Below are 17040 nucleotides of genomic sequence, written 5' to 3'. Positions count from 1 at the left end.
CGTCACCTCACCAGGAATTCGATACGGCGGTTTTGCGCCTTGCCTTCGTCGGTGTCGTTGCCGGCGAGCGGCTGCGTGCTGCCATGGCCGACCGCGGTGAAGCGGCTGGCGGGCAGGCCGGCCTTAACCAGATAGTCGATCACCGCCTGTGCGCGCTTTTCCGAGAGAGCGCGGTTGAAGCCGTCCTCGCCGTCGGCATCGGTATGCCCGGCGACCTCGACATTGGTGGTGGGGCAGCGCAGCGCCGTCTCGATCAGATGGTCGAGAATGGCGGCGGAATCCGGATCGATGTCGGCGCGCTTGGCTGCGAAGCGGATCTTGCCCTTGGCCAGAAGGTCCGTGAACAATTGCTGGCACACGGTGCCATCGACCGGGCCTGCCGCGGGCTTCACGGTGATCTCCGGCTTGTACTGCCAGTTTTTCGGGAAGTCCTTGCCGAGGCCCGCGCGGATGTCGTTGGCGGCCCCCTCGTAGAGCGCATCGCCCGACAGCTTCACCTCGCGGTCGGAGACGACGAGCGTGCCGGTCGACAGCCGCGACAGCGCGCCGAGGGCTGCGATCACGGCGGTGTTGAAGGAGCCGGGCGCGCCGATGCTGGCCTTGAGATTGTCGACCACCTTCTCGGTGAAGAATTTTCGCGCGGCGCTGGTGGCGATCGCCGCGTGGATGGTGTTGTCGGGAACGTAGCCGGTCAGCGTCACGGTCGCGGCGACCGGATCCTTGTAGGCCTGGAAGATATAGGGCGGCGCCTTGACGTCGTTGGCGGCGATCGAAAAGCCCTCGGGCAGGTTCTTCAAAGCCGCCACGATCGCCTCGCGGCCACCGAGATCGCGCGCCATACCCGACAGATTGACCTTGGTGTCCGTGATCGTGATCTTGCCGTCCTTCAGCTTGCCGATCTGGTCCAGCAACAGCGTCGCTGCGGCCTCGAACCGCGGCGGCGCACCGCGCGCCAGCCCCATCTGGTCGGCCACCTCGACGCCGCCGACCTCCTTGCGGGCCGCCTCGGTCAGCCGGCCCTTCATCGACGGCAAGGGCGCGGAGCCTGACAGCGTCACCCGCACCACGTCGCGCTCGGCGTTCCAGATGAAGGGTTTGGCCTCGGGAACAAGGCGGGTCCGGTCGTCGACCAGGCGGACGCCGGGGACGGTCTCGACCGCCATCACGGCATCCCGCCGCCCCTCCTCGGAGAAGGCGTCCGCGGCCAGGCTGACATCGCGGCCGTCGACCGCGATCCGGGTCTTATCCAGGACGGTGTCCTTCAGCGCAGCCGAGCTGCGCGCCGACAGGTCGGCTTCGACCGGTAAGGTATTATTCCAAGCCGCAAATCCCCACATGACGGCCAAGGGGATCAGCCCGGGCCACCATTTGCTGGCCCACCTAAAAAGCTTCTTCATTCGACGACCCGAACTCTGGAACCGGAGACAAAACAAACCCTTGGCAGGCTGTCAAACCGGAAATGTTGCCCTTGCGAAGGCCTCACCCGGACAATCGGAATAACTTTTTCTTCAAGGGTTCTTCCGTAAGTTGAAAGCGGAATGCCAGAGTCCGCCAGCGGGTCATGAAACAACTGCGTAACAACGTCATCCGCGCCGGGCTGGGGGCACTCTATTTCAGCGGGGCGCACCACCTGCTGCGCCCGCTTTTGTCGGGCGTCGGCGCCATTTTCATGCTGCACCACGTGCGACCGGTCCGCGAGGCCGTGTTCCAGCCGAACCGGCATCTCGAAGTCACCCCCGAATTCCTGCGCGCCACGCTGTGCCATCTGCGCTCGCGCGACATCGACATTGTCAGCATGGACGACCTGCATGAGCGGCTGGTGCAGGGCCGGTTCGACCGCCGCTTCGCTGCCTTCACCTTCGATGACGGCTATCGCGATAATCTGGACTATGCGCTGCCCGTGCTGCGCGAATTTGACGCGCCTCTGGCGGTCTATGTCGCGAGCGATTTTGCCGAGGGCACTGGACGGCTGTGGTGGGTGGCGCTGGAGGCCGTGATCGCCAAGGCCGAGCAGGTCGATGTCAGAATAGGCAATTCCGCACTGCGGCTCGATGCGACCACACCCGCGGCCAAGCAGGCAACATTCGACCGCCTGCACGACTGGCTGCGCGCGCTGCCGGGCGAGCACGATCTGGCGCGAGAGATCGAGGCGCTCTGCACGACATACGACGTCGACATGGCAGCGCTGTGCCGCAGCCTCTGCCTGTCCTGGGCCGAGGTGAAGAGCTTTGCCGCCGACCCGCTGGTCACGATCGGCGCGCATAGCGTCAGCCATTGCAATCTCGCCAAGGTGGCCGAAGACGTCGCCGCGCGGGAGATCGCCACGAGCCGCGCGCGGATCGAGCAGGCGCTGCAGCGCCCGGTGCTGCATCTCGCCTATCCCTATGGCGACCGCGAGGCCGCGGGGATGCGCGAATTCGGCCTTGCTGCAACCGCGGGCTTCAAGACCGCGGTGACGACGCGGCCCGGCATGCTGTTCGCCGACAATGCCGCCCACATGACGGCGCTGCCGCGCGTCTCGCTCAACGGCAATTACCAGGACGCAAGAATCCTCCCCGTTCTGACCTCGGGCGCCGCGACCGCGATGTGGAACGGCTTCCGCCGGATCGCAGCGGCGTAGGCGCTGCTCCAATCTCCGCCGTCGTCCCTGCGAAAGCAGGGACCCATACCGCGTGATCTATCGATTGCGATCGGTAGACCTACCGAACGACCAGCCTTCGCCAAACTACTCCTTGTGGGTATGGGTCCCCGCGTTCGCGGGGACGACACCGCCTTGGATGGAGCGCTCTCGCGCCACACTCCTATCGCATCCAGCGCCTTTCTTGACTCCCCACCCCTCCCCGCCCAAAACATCGCCAACCAAGGGAGGAGGCACCATGTTCAACAATCTGTTCTCGCTCAAAGGCCGCGTCGCACTGGTGACCGGCGGCTCGCGCGGCATCGGCAAAATGATCGCGGCAGGATTTCTCAGCGCCGGCGCCGCGAAGGTCTACATCACCGCGCGCAAGGCGGGACCGTGCGAGGAGACCGCCAAGGCGCTCACCGCGCAATATGACGGCGAGTGCATCGCGCTGCCGATCGACATCTCGACGCTCGCCGGCGCCGAGCTGCTGGCAACCGAGTTCAAGAAGCGCGAGCCGAAGCTCGACATCCTCGTCAACAATGCCGGTGCCGCCTGGGGCGCGGAGTTCGACGAATTTCCGGAGAGCGGCTGGGACAAGGTGATGAACCTCAACGTCAAGGCGCCGTTCTTCCTGACCAAGGCGCTGGCCGGCCCGCTGCGCGCAGCCGCAAGCGCGGAGCGGCCGGCGAAGGTGATCAACATCGCCTCGATCGACGGCATCTTCGTCAACCCGATGGAGACCTATTCCTACGCCGCGAGCAAGGCCGGGCTGATCCATCTGACCCGGCGCATGGCGGTGAAGCTGATCTCCGACCACGTCGTGGTCACGGCGATTGCGCCGGGCCCGTTCCAGTCCGACATGAACCGCGCCGCGCGCGACCATGGCGACGAAGTCGCAACGCGCGTGCCTGCGGGGCGCATCGGCACCGACGAGGACATGGCGGGCGCCGCAATCTATCTCGCCTCGCGCGCGGGCGATTACGTGGTGGGCGCGACCATCGCGGTGGACGGAGGCATCGTCTATGCCAACCCGGGGATCAAGGGGAGCGGGTGGGATAGCTGAGGGGGCGAATGGTAGTTCGCCCTCACCTCACCCTCCGCGGTCATGCCCCGGCTTGACCGGGCATCCAGTACGCCGCGGCCTCTCGATTTATCTCTGACGCCTCTGGAATACTGGATCACCCGCTTTCGCGGGTGATGACACCATTTGTGTTGCGCCGGCGGCGGCCCTGACGCCTACGACTCGATCTTCACGTACTCGAAATCGCCGGGCTTGTTGTCGATACCGACCTTCGGCGGCGAAATCCAGGAGGCGAACTTGCCGCTCTCCGTGACGGGCTGCATCAGGGAGGTGATGAAGTCGCCGTCGGCGGTCGACGGCAGCCATTCGTCCTTGCGCTTCGCCCAGGTGGCATCGTCGATCAGGAGGCCGTCGGGCGTCGCATGCACGTCCTTGAACTCGCCGATGTGGCGGTGGAAGGCGACGTTGGGCAGGGTCAGCTTGAAGTCGTAGCCCGCGGTCGAGATCACCTTGTTCCAGCGCAGCATGCCCTTGACGCAATCCTGGCTGTAATCGTCGCGCAGGCGCATGTTGAGCGCGGTCAGCGCCGGCTCGTCGACCAGCTTGATCTCGCCGTTGATGAACTTCAGCACCGGATAGGTGGCGTTCTTGAGCTGGTGATCGTCCTCGATCTGGGTCTCATGATAGCGGCCCTTGATGCCGGCATTGAAGGCGTTGGCTGCGTTGGTCGAGACCTCCGAGCCAAACAGATCGAGCGACAGCGTGTAGTGCAGGTTCAGCTTCTTCTGGATGGTCGGCAAGTCGATCACGCCGAGCGCGCGGACTTTGGCGATGTCGGTCGGATCGGTGATGCCGGCCTCGCGCATCGCATCGCAGGTGCGCTGCACGACGCGGGTGATGCCGGTCTCGCCGACGAACATGTGGTGCGCTTCTTCGGTGAGCATGAAGCGGCAGGTGCGCGACAGCGGATCGAAGCCGGACTGCGCGAGCGAGTGCAGCTGCATCTTGCCGTCACGGTCGGTGAAATAGGTGAACATGAAGAAGGACAGCCAGTCCGGCGTCGCCTCGTTGAAGGCGCCGAGCATGCGCGGCGCATCGGCATCGCCGGAGCGACGGCGCAGCAGATCATCTGCTTCCTCACGGCCGTCGCGGCCAAAATATTTCTGCAGCAGATAGACCATCGCCCAGAGGTGGCGGCCTTCCTCGACATTGACCTGGAACAGGTTGCGCATGTCGTAGAGCGAGGGCGCGGTCTTGCCGAGATGGCGCTGCTGCTCGACGGAAGCAGGTTCAGTGTCGCCCTGGATCACGATCAGGCGGCGCAGCATGGCGCGATGCTCGCCCGGGACTTCCTGCCAGGCCGGCTCGCCATAATGCTCGCCGAACGGCACGACGCGGTTCTCTTCCTGCGGCGCAAGCAGAATGCCCCAGCGATAGTCGGGCATGCGGACGTAGTCGAACTTGGCCCAGCCGCGCGGATCGACCGAATAGGCGGTGCGCAGATACACCAGCGATTCCTGGAAGCCTTCCGGCCCCATGTCGCTCCACCAATCCATGTAGCCGGGATGCCAGCCCTCGAGCGCTTTGAGCACCTGGCGGTCTTCGGCGAGATTGACGTTGTTGGGAATCTTGGTCGAGTAGTCGACGTTCATGATGTTCATGTTCATGTGGACCTCCCGTGAGGGACTAGCTCGTTAAAGGGGCGAATGGCGAATGGCGAGTAGCGAATGGAAACTCCTATTCGCCATTCGCCACTCCCTACTCGCTAGACTCGCGTCATATCGAATTTCGGCTTCTGGCCGCTGCCGTAGCGGCGCAGCGCGCCTTCCTCGCCGACCGCGTTGGGGCGCTGGAAGATCCAGTTCTGCCACGCGGTCAGGCGCGAGAAGATTTTCGATTCCATCGTCTCCGGGCCGACGAAGCGCAGGCTTGCTTCCATGCCGGTGAGGCTGTCCGGCGAGAAGCTGGCGCGCTCCTCCAGGAACACGCGGACCTCGTCGTCCCAGTCGATGTCGTCGAGCGCGAAGGTGACGAGGCCGAGCTCCTCGGCCTGCTCGGCGTCGAGCGCGGTGCCCATCGTGGCTTCGGCGCGCTCCACATCGGACGGATCGGCCTGGAAGCGCGACTCCAGCCGCGTCAGGCCGTGGCTCATCGGATACGGGCCGAAATTCACGGCGGAGAGCTCGATCGACGGCGCCGGACGGTTGTCGCCCTGGCGCGTGCCGATCAGCATGTAGGAGCGGTCGGCGGCGAAGACGAGCTCGGCGAGCGTGCCGGCAAAGCAGGAGCCGGGCTCGACCAGCGTCACCAGTGTGCGCGAGGTGACGTCGATGCGCTTCAGCACGCGCTTCCAGTAATGGCGGATTTCGTTGACCAGCCAATGCGCCTTGTTGGCTTCGAGGAACGCGTCGTGCGCGAGCACATGGGCGCGGTCGCCATGGCTCTTGAACACCAGCATCGCGATCTCGAGCTCGTTGATGCGCAGATGAAGGATGGCGTCGTCGAGCTCACGCGCCACTTGCAACGGCCAGAACGAGGCGCCTTGCGCCATCATGCCGTCGATGTCGGCGGGCGGTGCCACCTCCGGCGCCTTGATCGAGATGGTGGCGATGCGGGCCGTGCGGTCGATATCGACCGTGACGAAGCCGTAGCGGATGCTGTTTTCGTCGATGAGGCGCTTGAGCTGCGTCAGCGCGATGCCCTTGCCGCTGCCCTTGCGCTTCGAGGCGGCCGCGAACTCCTTGGCACGCTCGTTGATCTTGGCCTCTAACTTCGAGTTCGGTGCGATCTCGTCGACGAGGCGCCATTGCACGGCGCGCTTGCCCTTGACGCCTTCCTCGATGGTGCAGAAGAAATCGGCGTGGTCGCGGCGCACCTTGCGCTTGTCGACGACGCGGGTGAGGCCGCCGGTGCCCGGCAGCACCGCGAGCAGCGGCACCTCAGGCAAAGCAACGGCAGAGGAGCCGTCGTCGGCGAGGATGATGTGGTCGGTCGCGAGCGCCAGCTCATAGCCGCCACCGGCGGCGGAGCCGTTCACCACCGTGATGAAACGCTGGCCGGAATTCTCCGACGAGTCTTCCATGCCGTTGCGGGTCTCGTTGGTGAACTTGCAGAAGTTCACCTTGTGGGCATGGGTCGAGCCCGCGAGCATGCGGATGTTGGCGCCGGCGCAGAACACGCGGTTCTTGGCCGAGCGCATCACCACGACCTTCACCTCGGGATGCTCGAAGCGCAGCCGCTGGACCGCATCCGCCAGCTCGATGTCGACGCCGAGATCGTAGGAATTGAGCTTGAGCAGATAGCCCTCGAACAGGCCGCCATTCTCGTCGACGTCCATGGTCAGGGTCGCGACGTCACCCTCGACCGCGAGCTTCCAGTGCCGGTAGCGGGACGGTTCGGTCTGGAAATCGATGAATGTCGCGCCGCCTGCGAGGCGCCGATCTTCCCCGGCCATGGGCCACCCTTGAGCTCGTTTTGGTTTAGCGTTAGATGCACAATAGTGCATCTTTTTGGATGCGTCTAGCCCTTAACTGCCGGCGCATGCACTTTGTTTCATGCAGTCGGCCAGGACCGCACGATCGCGCCAAGCGCGATCCAGTCGCCCTTTGCGAGCTGCGGGCGGCCGATCTTGGCCTGGAGCAGCGCCACCAGGGCCGCGACCGGAAAGCTCTCGACGAAACCGTCGCCGCCGCTGGCGAGCTTGCGTGCGCTCAACGCGCGCAGCTCGGTCAGAGCGTCGCCGAACAGGCGCGCGGCCGAATGCGCCTTCTGCATGCGCAGGCGCAAATTGGCATTGGCGATGTGGATGCAGGCGCGCAGCAGGATGCGTTCGCGGCCGCTCTGCGGGGCTGCGGCCCACACCGTCTCCAGCACCTCCTGCGCTTCCCAGAAATAGCCGCGATCGTTGAGCGCGAGCCCGTAGCGCAGCGCCGGATGGCGGGCCGGCACGTAGCCGCGAAAGGCCGAGGGCACCAGCGCCTTGGCCAAGCGAAGCGTCTCGTCATCGGCCTCGATGGCGCCGGTCTCGCCCGGCACATAGGCCCATTGCGGCCATGGCAATTGGCCGCTCGCATGTGAAGGCACATTCATCGATGTGCCTCCGCATGGTCATGCGGCGCGTCCCTGGAGTCCCTGATCGTCGCGCAGGGCCGCTTTTGCAAATTGCTCAATCGCGTCAAGCGTCGCCCCCGGCGCTTCACGATGCGGGGAATGGCCCGCGTCTGAAATGACTTTAAAATCTATCGGACAGTAACACTCTTCCTGCGCAATTTCGACCTGACGCAATGTCCCATATTGGTCGCCTGCACCTTGCAGGACCATCATGGGGACGCGGATATAGGCCAGATATTCCGAGATGTCCCAATCGCGGAATTTCGGATCGAGCCAGGCGCCGTTCCAGCCGTAGAAGGCGTTGTCGACATCCTTGTGCCAGCGCGACAGCTTGGCCTTGAGGTCGGTGGTCTCGAAGCTGGTCTTGATCTCCGCGATGGACTTCACCGAGATGTCCTCGACGATGAAGTGCGGCGCGATCAGCACGAGGCCGCTCAGGCGGTGATCCTGATGCGCGCCGGCATAGATCGTCGCGATCGAGCCGCCGTCGGAATGGCCGAGCAGCAGGCCGCGCTTGAAGGGAACTGCGTCGAGGATTTTCGGCAACACGTCCAGCGCCTCGCGCTGCATGTAGTCGAGCGGCCGCGGCAATGTCACCGGGCTTGACTGGCCGTAGCCTGCCCGCGAATAGGCGAAGATGCCGGCACCGGTCGCTTGCTGCAGCTTCTCGGGAAAATCGCCCCAGAGCCCAACCGAGCCGAGGCCTTCATGCAGCATGACGATGGTGGGGGCGTCGGCCGATGCAGGCGCGAGCCATTTGTATTCGAGGCTGGCGCCGCCGATGCTGAGGAAGCCGGTGGGGGTGAGGTTGGTCATGGTCGAAGTCCCATTCCTGGCCAAGGCCGAGATGCCCACCCTCCCCGGGAGGGGGCGGGTCGATTCACAGCGAGCGTAGCGAGATGTGAAGCGGGGTGGGGTGACAGTCTCTCCGCAGATGCAGCGCCCGCGTGGAGAGATCACCCCACCCCGTCACGCATCTCGCTGCGCTCGATCGCGTGCCGACCCTCCCCCTCCAGGGGAGGGTAAGCAAGTGCAGTTCGCACCATCAATTCGTCCCTTCCCGCAGCTTGAACCGCTGGATCTTGCCCGTCGCCGTCTTCGGCAAGGACTCCACCACGTCGATCCAGCGCGGATATTTCCACGGGCCGATCTTCTGCTTGACGTGCTCCTTCAGCATTTCCTGAAGATCGCTCGTCGTCGCGCCGGGGCGCAGCACGACGAAGGCTTTCGGCTTGAGCAATCCTTCCGGATCGGCCTCGGGCACGACGGCGGCCTCCAGCACGGCCGGATGGGTGATCAGCGCGCTCTCGACCTCGAACGGCGAGACCCAGATGCCGGAGACCTTGAACATGTCGTCGGCGCGGCCGCAGAAGGTGTAGCGGCCGTCTGCATCGCGAACATATTTGTCGCCGGTGCGGGTCCACGGTCCCTCAAAGGTGCGGCGGCTCTTGTGGCGCTGATTCCAGTAGCCTTCGCCGGCGGAGGGCGCATCGACCAGGAGCTCGCCGACCTCGCCGTCGGCGACATCCTGGCCGGCCTCGTTGACCAGCCGCACCGCATAGCCCGGCACCGGCTTGCCGGAGGAGCCGTATTTGATGTCGCCGGGCGCGTTCGACAGGAAGATGTGCAACAGCTCGGTCGAGCCGACGCCGTCGAGAATGTCGACGCCGAAGCGCGCCTTCCAGCTGGTGCCGACGGATTCCGGCAGCGCCTCGCCGGCCGAGGTGCAGATGCGCAAGACGCCGCCGCCACGCTCGGCCTTCATGGTCTCGTCGTTGAGCATGGCCGCGAACAAGGTCGGCACGCCGTAGAAGATCGACGGCCTGTAGCGGTTCATCAGATCGAACATCCGCGCCGGCGTCGGCCGTTCGCTGTTGAGGATCACGCTGGCGCCGACCGACATCGGGAAGGTCAGCGCATTGCCGAGGCCATAGGCAAAGAACAGCTTTGCCGCGGAAAGACACACGTCGCTCTCGCGGATGCCGAGCACCTGTTTTGCGTAGGTGTCGGCGGTCGCCTGCAAATTCGAATGGATATGGCGCACGCCCTTGGGCATGCCGGTCGAGCCGGACGAATAGAGCCAGAACGCCGGCTCGTCAGGATGCGTCGCGGCGGTGGTGAACTGATCGCTCTCGCCCGCAAGCTCTTCAGCGAGCTGCTTGTGCCCGTTCTGCTTGGCGCCGGAGACCACGACATGCTCGAGATCGGGCATGCGGCCGACGACGTCCTTGATGACAGGGTAGAGCGCCTCGGAGACGAACAGCACACGCGCGCGGCAGTCGGCGAGGATGTAGGCGTATTGATCCGCGGTCAGCAGCGTGTTCAACGGCACCGGCACGATGCCGGCGCGGATCGCGCCCAGGAACACGACCGGAAAGTCGATCGTATCCAGCATGATCATCGCCACGCGCTCCTCGCGGCGGACGCCGAGCCGGCGCAGCATGTTGGCGGCGCGTCGGCTCTCGCGCTGAAGCTCGCCATAGGTGAGCCGCGAGACGGTGTCGTCGAAGGCCAGCTTGTTGCCGCGGCCCTCCTCGACGTTACGGTCGAGCAGCCAGGTCACCGCGTTATAGGATCCCTCGCTCACGGACTTCTCCCCCGGATTTAGAATTATAATTCATAGAAAGACACCACGGCGGCTTGCTGTCAATGCTAGCAGGCATTATGTTTCATTAAAATGCGCCGCAGGACACCCTTCAAAAAGACATCCCTTAAAGAAGGCTCATGACCGACAGTCCCGACGCCGAATCCCGATTTCTCGAACAGCTCGGCCAGCGCGTGCGCACCATGCGCGCTTTGCGCGGTATGTCGCGCAAAGTGCTCGCCAAGGTATCAGGAATCTCGGAGCGCTACATCGCGCAGCTCGAAAGCGGCAAGGGCAATGTCTCCATCGTGCTGTTGCGCCGCGTCTCGGACGCGATGGGCGCGCATCTCGAAGATCTGCTTCCCAGCGCCGACCCGACGCCGGACTGGCAGATGTTTCGTGACCTGTTGCGCAAGGCCACGCCTGCGCAGATCGCGCAGGCAAAAGATCTGCTCACTGGGGGCAGCGCCTCGGCGCCGCGACGCGCGCCGTTCTGCGGCATCGCGCTGATCGGCCTGCGCGGCGCCGGCAAGTCGACGCTCGGGCGCATGCTGGCGAAGAAAGTCGGCTGGAGCTTCGTCGAGCTCAACAAGGAGGTCGAGCAGCAGAATGGGCTCTCGGTCGCCGAGATCATCGCGCTGTACGGCCAGGAAGGTTTTCGCCGCATGGAGCAGGCGGCGCTGCAACAGCTGCTCGCGCGCAACGAGCTGATGGTGCTGGCGACCGGCGGCGGCATCGTGTCCGAGCCTTTGACGTTCGACCAGATCCTGACCTCGTTCTACACGATCTGGCTGAAGGCCGAGCCCGAGGAGCACATGGCCCGCGTCCGTCGCCAGGGCGATTTGCGCCCGATGGCCGACGACCGCTCCGCCATGGCGGAGCTGCGCAACATCCTGCTCAGCCGCGAGCCGCTGTACTCGCGCGCGACGGCGGTGGTGGACACGGCAGGTCTCTCCGTCGATGCAGCGGCAGCACGGCTGATCGATGCGGTACGGCCCGTGCTGCAGAACGAGGCCCGCAGCTTCGGCCTGCGGAGTGTGGCGCTGTAGGGCGATTGGATCTCGCTGGAGCTACACTCTCCGCTGTCGTCCCTGCGAAAGCAGGGACCCATACCGCGTGATCTATCGGTAGCGCGCGCCGCCCATCCCGAACGACCAGTCTTCGCCAAACTCCTCGCTGGGGTAATGGGTCCCTGCGTTCGCAGGGACGACAGCGGAGATTTGTGATCGAGCTGCGATCATCATATGTGCTGGCCCAGCAGCAAACATCCGGACCACCAATGACCTCCACCGACGTCACCACCTCCATGTTCGAGCGGATCGGCGGCAGCGCTACGATCGACGCCCTGGTCGATCGCTTCTACGAACGCATGGACACGCTGCCGGAGGCGAAGATCATCCGCGCAATGCATACGGACGACCTCGGCCTGATCAGGGATGTGCTGAAGCGCTATCTCACCGAATGGACCGGCGGCCCGCGCCTCTATACCCCCGAGAAGGGCCATCCGCGGCTGCGCCAGCGCCACATCGGCTTTGCCATCGGCGATGCCGAGCGCGATGCGTGGATGCTCTGCATGCGCGGCGCGATGGAGGAGACGGTGACCGACACGGCGGCGCGGCTGGAGCTCGACAAGGCGATATCGGGCCTCGCCGACTGGATGCGTAACCGGCAGTGACAGGGCGGCAGCGCCTCGACGCAATTCGAAGGCGTATCATGGACCCGCATCGCGTGATTTGAGTTCCGCGGCGATCGCCTGCTAAGCTCCAGACATGACCGACATCCTTCCCGATACCATCCGCCGCCTCTACACCGATCCCGGCGAGTACATCGACAGCGATCATCCGGCCGTGCAGCAATTTGCGGCCGACGCCGTGCGCGCGGATGCGAGCGCGCGCGAAAAAGCGAGCGTGCTCTACAAGGCGGTGCGCGATGGCATCCGCTATAATCCTTACGTCAGCATGCGCGTCGCCGAGACGTTTCGTGCTTCGAGCGTTCTCGCCGCGGGCCAGGGCTATTGCGTCGGCAAGGCCGCGCTCTATGCCGCCGCCTGCCGCGTCCACGGCATCCCGGCACGGGTCGGCTTTGCGGACGTGAAGAACCATCTCACCACAGAGAAGCTGCGCGCGAGCATGGGCACCGACATCTTCACCTGGCACGGCTTTACGGAGGTGCATGTCGATGGCGCCTGGCGCAAGGCGACGCCGACCTTCAACGACACGCTCTGCGCCAAGGTCGGCGTGGCCCCGCTCGATTTCGACGGTCATACCGACGCACTGCTACATCCCTTCGACGGCGAGGGGCGCGCCTACATGCAATATGTCAACGACCGCGGCACCTATCACGACGTGCCCGCAAAATTCCTGATGCGCGAAATGGCGCGCGACTACGCCAACATGCAGGGCGAAGATCTGTCGGGCCGTGACATGGAGCGCGAAGCGGCGGAGCGGTAGCACACGATGGACGCACCTGCCGATGTCATCCGTCGACCGGCCTCGCCGCGCCTTGCGCGGCTGATCTCGAGCATCTCGTTCTATCGCGAGCGCGGCCTCGGCCTTTCCGCCTTCCGGCACGCCGCGCCGCTCGCGCTGCCTCTCCTGGTGAATCTGGGAACGCCCTTCCGCATTGCGCTCGGACACCAACCGGATCGTGCCGACGCGCAGCCGAGCTTCGCGGCGGGTCTGTTTCCCGGACCGGTCGTGATCGAATCCGACGGCCGCGCCGAATGCGTTCAGGTCGATTTCACGCCGCTCGGGGCGTATCGCTTCTTCGGAGGCGCCGTGCCCGACCTGACCGCGCGCATGGTCGGCCTCGACGACATTCTGGGAAGGGACAGTGAGAACCTGCGCGCCAGGGTCGCCGAGGCGGTCGGCTGGCAACGGCGGTTCGAGATCGTGGAAGACTTCGTGCGTCGCCGCGCCGTGCACGAGCCCTCGCCTGCGGTGGCTTTCGCCCTGGAGACGCTCTGGCGAGGCGCGGGCGCGGTCAGGATCGCCGACATCGCCTCAGACATCGGCTGGAGCCGCAAGCATCTCACGCGCCGCTTCCACAACGAGATCGGCGTTGCGCCGAAAACGCTGGCGCAGATGCTGCGCTTTCATCGAGCCTGCGCGCTGGCCCGGACGGACGGCACGGGCGGCTGGGCGGCCATTGCCGCGGACGCCGGCTATGCCGACCAGGCACATCTCGCGCGCGATTTCCGGATCTTCAGCGGCGAGACGCCGACCGGATGGGCCGCGCGGCTCGACGTCGTCGATCCCCGCCTGAAGCGCGACGGCGGGGGCTAGCGCCAAACGGCGGCCAGGACGGCGCGAGACGGTCAAGTCCCATTTGTTCAAGCCGGCTGCCGCGATCCGAACTAGGGTCAGCTCTGCAGCAAGCTTGCAAGCACTTGCATCGAACGTCTTGCATCAAACCTGGAGAGTTTCATGAACCAGCCGAACGGCTATGAAGCGCCGCGCCTCTACCACACCATGCGCTGCAGGGATGCGGAGGCGATGATCGCCTGGCTGAAGAACGTTCTCGGCTTCGCCGAACGCGTGGTGTACCGCAACGAGGGCACGGTCATTCACGCCGAGCTGGCGTTCGGATCGTCGATCCTCATGCTGGGCGCGCATCGCGACGATGCCTACGGGAAACTGGTTGGCGATATCGGCGGCCGGCGGACGGATGCCGTCTATATGGCCGTTGATGATCCCGACGCGCTCTATGCGAAGGTGAAAGCCGCTGGTGCAGAGATCGAGATGGAGCCCTACACGACCGATTATGGCAGCCGCGATTTCGCCGCGCGCGATCCGGAGGGCGGCCTCTGGAGCTTTGGCACCTATTGGCCCAAAGTCGACGAACAGCCGCTCGCCGGATAGGTGGACTCTCACGTCAGCTACTGCTCGGCGGCCGCGGCTCGAGCCCAGCCGCGTCCGCGCCGGGAATGCGGGCGGCCCGGCCGTCTTGCTGGCTAGATCGACCAGTAGTTCGGATGCTGGTAGGGCCGCGAGCGGTCGCCCCAGTCGAACTCATCGCCATCGAATTCGCAGGGACCGCTGCTCAATTGCTCCGGCGTCAGGTCGGCCTGGAAGGCCTGGCGTCCCGGATCATATTTCAACGCGCTCCACTGCACGGGATAATGGTGATGTGTCCCGAGCAACCTGCCGGTCTTGACCACCGCGTAAGCGACCGTTCCACTGACCTTGTCGAGCATCAATCGCTCGATCGTGCCGAGCTTCGTGCCGTCACACCCATAGACGGCGACGTGTTCGACGCGATCACTGGGAACCATGGTGTGTTGCATGGCGTGCTCCCTGGGTTCTTGCGTTGCGGGCATTATAGTCCTGTAGCCCGGATCAGCGAAGCGACATCCGGGGCCTTGCGATGCTTCCCGGGGTATCGCGACGCTCGCCCGGGCTACAACTAGAGCAGTTGCGAACGCACGGAGTCCGCGCCTTCCCGCAACAGCGGCAGGAACCGGTCGATCAATTCCTGCGCCGGCACGCGGTCGACATGGGCGCCCATGTTGATGGCGGCGACGATCACGTCGTCGTAGCGGCGCACCGGAACCGAGATCGAGCGGAAATGCGGCTCGGCCTCGCGGTCGACCAGTGAATAGCCTTGCGTGCGATCGGCGGCGATGCGCGCGAGCAGCGCCTTCGGGTCGGTCTGCGTCTGCGGCGTCAGCGCCCCGCGCGTCATCGCCTTCAGGCGCGCGGCAAGGTCGGCATCGTCGAGCTGGCCGAGCATGGCGCGGCCGACCGAGGTGCAGAACGAAGGCAGCCGATAGCCGATCTCCAACCCGCCCGAGAACACGCGCGCCGGGCTGCCTCGGGCAATGAACACGACGTCATCGCCGTCGAGCACCGCGAGCGAGGAGATTTCGTTCGCTGCGGTCGCAACGCGATCGAGCACGGGTTGGAGCACCGCAACGAGCTGATTGGAACGCAAGTAAGATGCCGCCAGCGTCAGCACGTGCGGCGTGAGCGAGAACAGCTTGCCATCGCCGCTGACAAAACCGCCGCGCTGCAGCGTGAACAGCATGCGCCGGGCGGTCGCGCGCGGCAGGTCCGCGGCGCGGGCGAGATCGCTCAGCGTCATCGGGCCTGCATTGCTGCCGAAACATTGCAGCAGGCGCAGGCCGCGATCGAGCGCCTCGACGAAATCCGTCGCACGCTCGTCGCTCTCACTGCGCTTCAGCTTGGGCATGGGACGGGACAATCCTGCAAAATAGTGCTTGCTGCTGCCCCAAGGCATGTCATAATTCGCCCATTCGTTCAATAGGCGAACAAGCGCCACTCCACAAGGATGCACCGCCATGATGAGCCAGGAGCAGAACGACCTGATCACCCGCACCGGTCCGAAGGATCCGTGTGGAAAGCTGATGCGGAGCTATTGGCAGCCGGCGGCGCTGGTGGATGAGCTGGAGGGCGAGCGGCCGATCCGTCCCATCAGGCTGCTCGGCGAGAACCTGGTGCTATTCCGCGACGAGACCGGACGCTACGGCCTGATCGACCGCCACTGCGCCCATCGCGGCGCCGACCTCGCGTTCGGACGGCTCGAGCACGGCGGCCTGCGCTGCGCCTTCCATGGCTGGCTGTTCGACGCGACCGGCCAGTGCATCGAAACGCCGGCCGAGCCGAAGGACTCAAAGCTCTGCCAGAACATCCGCCAGCGCTCCTATCCCGTGGTCGAGAAGAGCGGCATCCTCTGGGCCTATCTCGGCGAGGGTGAGCCGCCGGCTTTTCCGGAGCTCGACTGTTTCGTCGCGCCCGGCACGCACACCTTTGCGTTCAAGGGCCACATGGCCTGCAACTGGCTGCAGGCGCTCGAAGTCGGCATCGATCCCGCGCACGCCTCCTACCTGCATCGCTTCTTCGAGGACGAGGACACCTCGACCGCCTACGGCAAGCAGTTCCGCGGCGCCTCCGCGGGCTCCGACCTGCCGATGACGAAAATCCTGCGCGAATACGACCGCCCGATCATCAATGTCGAGCACACCGAATACGGCCTGCGGCTGATCGCGCTGCGCGAGATCGACGAGGAGCGCACCCATGTGCGCGTCACCAACCAGCTGTTCCCGCACGGCTTCGTCATTCCCATGAGCACGGAGATGACGATCACGCAGTGGCACGTGCCGGTCGACGACGAGAACTGCTACTGGTACGCGATCTTCACCAGCTATTCGAACCCGGTCGACAAGCAGAAGATGCGCGACCAGCGGCTCGAGCTCTATGAGCTGCCCGACTACGTCTCGCGCAAGAACAAAGCCAACGATTACGGCTTCGATCCGCACGAGCAGCAGACCGCGACCTATACCGGCATGGGCACCGACATCAACGTGCACGACCAATGGGCGGTCGAATCGATGGGCGCGATCCAGGATCGCACCAAGGAGCATCTCGGCTCGAGCGACAAGGCGATCGTGCAATATCGCCGCCTGCTGCGACAGGAGATCGAGAAGGTCGGCGGCGGCGAGAAGCCGATGCTGTTTCTGGACGAGAGCAGAGCACGCAGCATCCAGGGACCGGCCACCATGGACGGCATCGGGCCGACCCAGGGGTGGGAGCTCTACTGGATGGAGGTCGACGTCAAGCGCCGCCGCGGCGCACCTTGGGCCGCACCGGTGCCGAAGGAGATCGCGGACAACGTGCACCGGCTGACGGCGGCGGAGTGACGTTCGTGCACGGACCCCGTAGGGTGGGCAAAGGCGCAAAGCGC

16 protein-coding genes are annotated in these 17040 nt (G+C 65.1%); 8 read left to right on the top strand and 8 right to left on the bottom strand.

Translation table 11 applies throughout. From position 1 onward, the window contains the following. Positions 1-2: 2 nt before the first annotated feature. Positions 3-1397 carry an OmpA family protein gene (locus tag GGD67_RS37650; RefSeq protein ID WP_179739960.1) on the bottom strand — a complete coding sequence of 465 codons (1395 nt, stop codon included), beginning with the start codon at positions 1395-1397 and terminating at the stop codon, positions 3-5. 164 nt (positions 1398-1561) lie between these two features. On the opposite strand from GGD67_RS37650, the gene GGD67_RS37645 reads away from it, so the two are divergent. Together GGD67_RS37645 and GGD67_RS37640 are read left to right on the top strand one after the other, a co-directional pair. Continuing rightward, positions 1562-2620 (top strand): polysaccharide deacetylase family protein, encoded by a 1059-nt coding sequence (locus tag GGD67_RS37645; protein ID WP_179739958.1) that lies wholly within the window; start codon positions 1562-1564, stop codon positions 2618-2620. A 256-nt stretch (positions 2621-2876) separates the two neighbouring features. After that, positions 2877-3686 carry an SDR family oxidoreductase gene (locus tag GGD67_RS37640; protein ID WP_179739948.1) on the top strand — a complete coding sequence of 270 codons (810 nt, stop codon included), beginning with the start codon at positions 2877-2879 and terminating at the stop codon, positions 3684-3686. Between the two features lie 173 nt (positions 3687-3859). Here the strand turns inward: GGD67_RS37640 and boxB are convergent, their stop codons facing one another. The 5 genes from boxB to GGD67_RS37615 form a co-directional block, all read right to left on the bottom strand. Beyond that, complete coding sequence (boxB, locus tag GGD67_RS37635) at positions 3860-5311, bottom strand: benzoyl-CoA 2,3-epoxidase subunit BoxB (RefSeq protein WP_018316898.1); 1452 nt, start codon at positions 5309-5311, stop codon at positions 3860-3862. Positions 5312-5409: 98 nt separating this feature from the next. Next, positions 5410-7098: a 2,3-epoxybenzoyl-CoA dihydrolase gene (boxC, locus tag GGD67_RS37630; RefSeq protein WP_179739947.1), complete on the bottom strand. Its 1689-nt coding sequence runs from the start codon at positions 7096-7098 to the stop codon at positions 5410-5412. A gap of 98 nt (positions 7099-7196) precedes the next feature. Then, on the bottom strand, positions 7197-7733 hold the full coding sequence (locus GGD67_RS37625) for a DUF309 domain-containing protein (protein WP_179739945.1): 537 nt from the start codon (positions 7731-7733) through the stop codon (positions 7197-7199). Positions 7734-7751: 18 nt separating this feature from the next. Then, complete coding sequence (locus tag GGD67_RS37620) at positions 7752-8570, bottom strand: alpha/beta fold hydrolase (RefSeq protein ID WP_018316895.1); 819 nt, start codon at positions 8568-8570, stop codon at positions 7752-7754. Between the two features lie 229 nt (positions 8571-8799). Then, positions 8800-10341 carry a benzoate-CoA ligase family protein gene (locus tag GGD67_RS37615; protein WP_179739943.1) on the bottom strand — a complete coding sequence of 514 codons (1542 nt, stop codon included), beginning with the start codon at positions 10339-10341 and terminating at the stop codon, positions 8800-8802. 137 nt (positions 10342-10478) lie between these two features. Here GGD67_RS37615 and GGD67_RS37610 point away from each other — a divergent pair, with 137 nt between their 5' ends. The 5 genes from GGD67_RS37610 to GGD67_RS37590 all read left to right on the top strand — a co-directional run bounded on the left by GGD67_RS37610 (position 10479) and on the right by GGD67_RS37590 (position 14198). Next, positions 10479-11387, top strand: coding sequence for a helix-turn-helix transcriptional regulator (locus GGD67_RS37610; protein ID WP_092251690.1), 909 nt, complete (start codon positions 10479-10481; stop codon positions 11385-11387). Between the two features lie 230 nt (positions 11388-11617). Then, positions 11618-12013 (top strand): group II truncated hemoglobin, encoded by a 396-nt coding sequence (locus GGD67_RS37605; RefSeq protein WP_179739941.1) that lies wholly within the window; start codon positions 11618-11620, stop codon positions 12011-12013. A 94-nt stretch (positions 12014-12107) separates the two neighbouring features. Continuing rightward, positions 12108-12788, top strand: coding sequence for a transglutaminase family protein (locus GGD67_RS37600; protein ID WP_018316891.1), 681 nt, complete (start codon positions 12108-12110; stop codon positions 12786-12788). A gap of 6 nt (positions 12789-12794) precedes the next feature. Then, positions 12795-13622 (top strand): AraC family transcriptional regulator, encoded by an 828-nt coding sequence (locus tag GGD67_RS37595; RefSeq protein WP_179739939.1) that lies wholly within the window; start codon positions 12795-12797, stop codon positions 13620-13622. 141 nt (positions 13623-13763) lie between these two features. Then, the gene (locus tag GGD67_RS37590; protein WP_179739937.1) at positions 13764-14198 is read left to right on the top strand and encodes a VOC family protein; all 435 of its coding nucleotides are present in this window, start codon (positions 13764-13766) and stop codon (positions 14196-14198) included. Positions 14199-14290: 92 nt separating this feature from the next. Here GGD67_RS37590 and GGD67_RS37585 read toward each other — a convergent pair whose 3' ends face one another. Together GGD67_RS37585 and GGD67_RS37580 are read right to left on the bottom strand one after the other, a co-directional pair. Next, positions 14291-14623: a PRC-barrel domain-containing protein gene (locus GGD67_RS37585; RefSeq protein WP_018316888.1), complete on the bottom strand. Its 333-nt coding sequence runs from the start codon at positions 14621-14623 to the stop codon at positions 14291-14293. Between the two features lie 119 nt (positions 14624-14742). Next, a complete protein-coding gene (locus GGD67_RS37580) occupies positions 14743-15528 on the bottom strand; it encodes an IclR family transcriptional regulator C-terminal domain-containing protein (RefSeq protein ID WP_179739935.1) in 786 nt (261 codons plus the stop codon). 109 nt (positions 15529-15637) lie between these two features. Here GGD67_RS37580 and GGD67_RS37575 point away from each other — a divergent pair, with 109 nt between their 5' ends. Beyond that, positions 15638-16996, top strand: coding sequence for an aromatic ring-hydroxylating dioxygenase subunit alpha (locus GGD67_RS37575; protein ID WP_179739933.1), 1359 nt, complete (start codon positions 15638-15640; stop codon positions 16994-16996). Positions 16997-17040 lie beyond the last annotated feature (44 nt).

This window comes from Bradyrhizobium sp. IAR9 (genome assembly GCF_013408065.1).
Lineage (GTDB): Bacteria > Pseudomonadota > Alphaproteobacteria > Rhizobiales > Xanthobacteraceae > Bradyrhizobium.
This window is presented reverse-complemented; position numbering and strand designations above follow the sequence as displayed.

Excerpts from the sequence above, each read along its gene's own strand:
- GGD67_RS37590 (WP_179739937.1), top strand. The coding sequence starts at position 13,764 with ATGAACCAGCCGAACGGCTATGAAGCGCCGCGCCTCTACCACACCATG.
- GGD67_RS37580 (WP_179739935.1), bottom strand. The coding sequence starts at position 15,528 with ATGCCCAAGCTGAAGCGCAGTGAGAGCGACGAGCGTGCGACGGATTTC.
- boxB (WP_018316898.1), bottom strand. The coding sequence starts at position 5,311 with ATGAACATGAACATCATGAACGTCGACTACTCGACCAAGATTCCCAAC.
- GGD67_RS37625 (WP_179739945.1), bottom strand. The coding sequence starts at position 7,733 with ATGAATGTGCCTTCACATGCGAGCGGCCAATTGCCATGGCCGCAATGG.
- boxC (WP_179739947.1), bottom strand. The coding sequence starts at position 7,098 with ATGGCCGGGGAAGATCGGCGCCTCGCAGGCGGCGCGACATTCATCGAT.
- GGD67_RS37595 (WP_179739939.1), top strand. The coding sequence starts at position 12,795 with ATGGACGCACCTGCCGATGTCATCCGTCGACCGGCCTCGCCGCGCCTT.
- GGD67_RS37585 (WP_018316888.1), bottom strand. The coding sequence starts at position 14,623 with ATGCAACACACCATGGTTCCCAGTGATCGCGTCGAACACGTCGCCGTC.
- GGD67_RS37620 (WP_018316895.1), bottom strand. The coding sequence starts at position 8,570 with ATGACCAACCTCACCCCCACCGGCTTCCTCAGCATCGGCGGCGCCAGC.
- GGD67_RS37575 (WP_179739933.1), top strand. The coding sequence starts at position 15,638 with ATGATGAGCCAGGAGCAGAACGACCTGATCACCCGCACCGGTCCGAAG.
- GGD67_RS37640 (WP_179739948.1), top strand. The coding sequence starts at position 2,877 with ATGTTCAACAATCTGTTCTCGCTCAAAGGCCGCGTCGCACTGGTGACC.
- GGD67_RS37650 (WP_179739960.1), bottom strand. The coding sequence starts at position 1,397 with ATGAAGAAGCTTTTTAGGTGGGCCAGCAAATGGTGGCCCGGGCTGATC.
- GGD67_RS37605 (WP_179739941.1), top strand. The coding sequence starts at position 11,618 with ATGACCTCCACCGACGTCACCACCTCCATGTTCGAGCGGATCGGCGGC.
- GGD67_RS37645 (WP_179739958.1), top strand. The coding sequence starts at position 1,562 with ATGAAACAACTGCGTAACAACGTCATCCGCGCCGGGCTGGGGGCACTC.
- GGD67_RS37610 (WP_092251690.1), top strand. The coding sequence starts at position 10,479 with ATGACCGACAGTCCCGACGCCGAATCCCGATTTCTCGAACAGCTCGGC.
- GGD67_RS37600 (WP_018316891.1), top strand. The coding sequence starts at position 12,108 with ATGACCGACATCCTTCCCGATACCATCCGCCGCCTCTACACCGATCCC.